Origin of the sequence: Microbulbifer jejuensis (genome assembly GCF_047289955.1) — a bacterium.
Lineage (GTDB): Bacteria > Pseudomonadota > Gammaproteobacteria > Pseudomonadales > Cellvibrionaceae > Microbulbifer.
In genome coordinates this window covers 1-3,924 of sequence record NZ_JBLBUB010000064.1, presented here as the reverse complement: position 1 = coordinate 3,924, position 3,924 = coordinate 1, and the positions used below count along the sequence as shown (strand labels likewise).

The window sequence follows — 3,924 nt, the reverse complement described above, 5'->3', positions numbered from 1 at the left end:
GCTGCCCAGCGTGATTTATGCTCGTGCTCGCCGGTCAACACCATGCGAACTGCGCGTTCCCGTACTTCGGGGGAGTATCCAGGTTGTTTGCTCATTGGCTAATTCTCTCAAGAAAGTTAGCCTCCGAGAAACCCGGGGTGATTCAGTGCCCTTTGATCCCGATAAGCTGTATCGGATTGAAGCCCGTGTTTATTTCTACAACCATGAGGACACCACCCGAACTCTCTACGCGGGTCTGGCCGGCTTCGATGCCAATGGCGATTTTTGCAATGCCAGCGGAGCGAACAGCACCAGCAGCCAACACTATGTACTCGCCGCCAATCTGAATCTTGTGGGGCAAAGTTGGCAAAGGCTGGTGGCCTATGTGAAGGGCAATGCCAGCGATAATGCCGAGTACAGTCGCGCTCGTGACGGTAACCATATTGGCAACCCGGCCAAACTGCAGGCCAATGTGCGTTTTTTCACCCCGATGTTTCGTGGGAATTACTCCAACAAAGAGGGCTCAATGCTGATCGACTACGTCAAGATCGACGTGGTGGAAGTGCAGGATCAGCGCAACCTCCCCCTAATCCAGTCCGGCATCGCCAGCCTGCCCACCAGCTCCGCACTCTCCGCTGTGGATGCTGGTAGCACCGCCAGGATTTCCATTGCCGCACACTCGGTGCAGTTTGGTTTTGGCACTCGCAGCTACAACGCCGGCAGTATCAGCGGCTTGTCGTTCAGCCGAAAATACTATGTCTATTGTGATGATCCAGGTCCCAAAGGCGGGGCCGTCACTTATAAGGCCACCACCACCTATTCCCAGCTGACCGCCGATACTTGGCGCCGTTCGGTCGGCACTATCCGGACACCTTTCAATGGCGGTGGCAGCACCGCGCCGGACGATCCCTGGTGCGTGGCTGCCGGCATCTGGCTGACAGAAAAGCTACAGGCGGATCACTGCAAAGCGGGAGATCTGATCGACTGCTGGGATATTGGTGACAGCGATACCCATCTGGGCGCGATTCAGGCAGTAAAACCCCAGCAGGAAGTGCCTTGTGTACTACTCACCATGGTTAGCGGTGCCCAGGTGATTTGCAGCCGTGAAACCCCCGTCACTGATCCATACGGTACCGTGTACGAAGCTCAGCACTGTCAGGGTGTGACACTGGGTGTGCTGCATAAAGAGGAACCCCTCACCTGGGAAACCGTCAAGCGGGTCGAATGCGCGGGCCTGCGCACTGTGTACAAGATCAGTGTGGGCAATATCAGCTATGCCGCCGGTATGGATTCCCAGCATCGGGTGATTACCCATAACCAAAGGCACAAGCCCTAATATAAGGAATCAACATGGTTGAATACATACAAGCCAGCGGTATCAGCAATGCTGGAGAAAACGAGCACTTTTATGAACTGACCAGCGGCATCTATACCGGTGATATTGTGCGCATCTCGCAGGTACGCAACCCCATTGATCTGGATCAGGACGGCAGCCCAGATCAGTTTGCCTACAAGATTGTAGGTGCCTTCGTCACCACGGACAACCAGCTGCGCAACAATGCTGCCGGCACGCCCTGGCAAACTCCGGGCAAGGTGGAAACCCTGCAGGCCTCCGCCGTGGCTGAGGGCACGGAGAATGAAGAGGTCAACAAAGGTGCCTGGCGCATGGAGTGTACACAACGTACGGTGAACCTGCGGGTGGTGATTGGGGAGTGAAGTGGAGTGCTAACAGTCAACGGCGAGAGCACCGTACTGACCAGTTCCAACTCAAGCCCCCGCCATCCAGGTAACTCAGTTAAACGTGATCAGCGGGCCGGAAGCGGCCGCACAGATCACATTTTGATATCCTCCCCGTTTAAGAGGCGGAAAAATGTTGCTAATAAATAAATACAGCGCCGGAACCTAGTGCATCGTTATTGGTTTGGTCACCATTAATACCTGTCGCATTGCTATTCTCGAATTGAGCCCCTATAGCCAGGGTATTGCCGTCTCTGCTAAGGCTGATCGTTCCACCGAAACTATCATGCCCATCAGTATTGCTGGCCTTGACGTAGCTCTGTTGGGCCCAAGTGGTACCTGTGCGGACAAATACGTACACTGCGCCCGAGCCAATTGCGGCGTTATTGGACCGGTCACCATCAATGCCCTTTGCATTGCTGCTCTCATCAGGCGCCCCCACTGCCAGGGCATTACCGTCTCCGCTAAGGCTGACTGACCAACCGAAGATGTCAGCTTCATTAGTATTGCTGGCCTTAACGTAGGCTTGCTGGGCCCAGGCAATTCCGGTGCGGACAAATACATACACTGCACCAGATTCAGCTAAATCATTGTTGGCCTGGTCGCCATCAATGCCTATTGCATTGCTGCCCTCGCGAGGGGCCCCCACTGCCAGAGTGTTGCCATCACCGCTTAGGCTGACCCATCTACCGAAGAGGTCATTCTCGTCAGTGTTGCTGGCTTTGATGTAAGTCTGCTGAGCCCATGAAGCACCAGTGCGAGAAAACACATACACGGCGCCGGAAAAAAATGCACTGTAGTTGCTCTGGTCGCCATCAATACCTACTGCGTCACTATTATCGCCATACGCGCCTACTGCCAAGGTATTACCGTCATCGCTGAGGCTGATAGATCTACCGAAGCGGCCAAGCTCATCAGTATTGCTGGCCTTAAGATAGGCTTGCTGGGCCCAAGTGGCTCCGGTGCGGGAAAACACATACACAGCGCCGGAATCAAATAAATCGTTGTTGGCTTGATCGCCATCAATACCAGTCGCATCGCTGTTCTCGTAAGCTGCTCCCACCGCCAGGGTGTTGCCGTCTCCGCTCAGGTTGACCGTCATACCGAATCTATCGTCCCCATCAGTATTACTGGCCTTGACGTAGGTCTGCTGAGTCCAAGTGGTACCGGTGCGGACAAATACATACGCAGCGCCAGAATTAACTGCATCATTGTTGTCTTGGTCGCCATCAATGCCCGTTGCATTGCTGTCCTCAGAAGGAGCCCCCACCGCCAGATTGCTACCATCTTTGCTGAGACTGACTGAATAACCGAAGCTGTCAGCTTCATTAGTATTGCTGGCCTTAACGTAGGCTTGCTGGGCCCAGGCAGTTCCGGTGCGGACAAATACATACACTGCACCAGATTCAGCTAAATCATTGCTGGCCTGGTCGCCATCAATGCCTGTTGCATTACTGCTCTCACCATATGACCCTACCGCCAGAGTGTTACCATCTTCGCTGAGGCTGACAGAAAAGCCAAACCGATCATCTTGATCGGTATTGCTAGCTTTGAAATATCCGATGCTTTCAACCAAAGAGTCACTGACTGAAACGATTTTAGAATCAGAGCACCCCACCTTATTGCAAGCCTGCAATAGATACTGTGCATTGGTTCGAGCATAGAGAGGTACTTCCAAGGCGAAAGTCTCGGTACCTAAAGGGGTGTCTTCCCCTACTTGGCTAAAGCCCGAAACGCCGTCTGGATTTTCCTGCAGACGGTAGTGGCTGGCTCCTTCGACAGCGTCCCATTTAAATCGGAACAACTTAATAGCCTCGAAACTCAAGCTGAAGTTCTGAGGTTGGCTAGGAGCTTGATTTACAGGAGGGGCTTCAATATCAGTAGTATTGTTGGAGTTGCCGGAGCCGCCGCCGCTACAAGCGGCAAGCAGTGACAGGCTTAATATAAAAACAAAAGCAGTTACAGTTTTCATTTTGGAGTGCATGTCTTTGCGTTGTGATAATGATTTTTAGATGCGAGTCCAGTTACATCGAGATGTGGGCGGGATTATGCTAGATAATGAAAAATATGAGTTATTGTCAATTTTGGTGTTCAAAAAGCCAGATTAAGCAGCGCTCTGGTCGGCTGTTGACACCTCCTCTCCATCTTTGAACTTCACTCCGGTGATGACCTTGGCCAGGCAGTCAAAGCCCCGGAGTTTTCTCCACT

Annotated in this window: 3 protein-coding genes; 2 read left to right on the top strand and 1 reads right to left on the bottom strand. The window is 52.9% G+C overall.

Going from position 1 to position 3,924, the window contains the following annotated elements:
- The first annotated feature begins 145 nt into the window (after positions 1-145).
- Positions 146-1,315, top strand: a complete 1,170-nt coding sequence (locus tag ACL7TT_RS20425) for a hypothetical protein (RefSeq protein ID WP_413398018.1) — start codon at positions 146-148, stop codon at positions 1,313-1,315.
- Positions 1,316-1,329: 14 nt separating this feature from the next.
- Complete coding sequence (locus ACL7TT_RS20420; RefSeq protein ID WP_413398017.1) at positions 1,330-1,695, top strand: hypothetical protein; 366 nt, start codon at positions 1,330-1,332, stop codon at positions 1,693-1,695.
- Between the two features lie 160 nt (positions 1,696-1,855).
- Here ACL7TT_RS20420 and ACL7TT_RS20415 read toward each other — a convergent pair whose 3' ends face one another.
- The gene (locus ACL7TT_RS20415) at positions 1,856-3,688 is read right to left on the bottom strand and encodes an FG-GAP repeat protein (protein ID WP_413398016.1); all 1,833 of its coding nucleotides are present in this window, start codon (positions 3,686-3,688) and stop codon (positions 1,856-1,858) included.
- Positions 3,689-3,924: the final 236 nt, after the last annotated feature.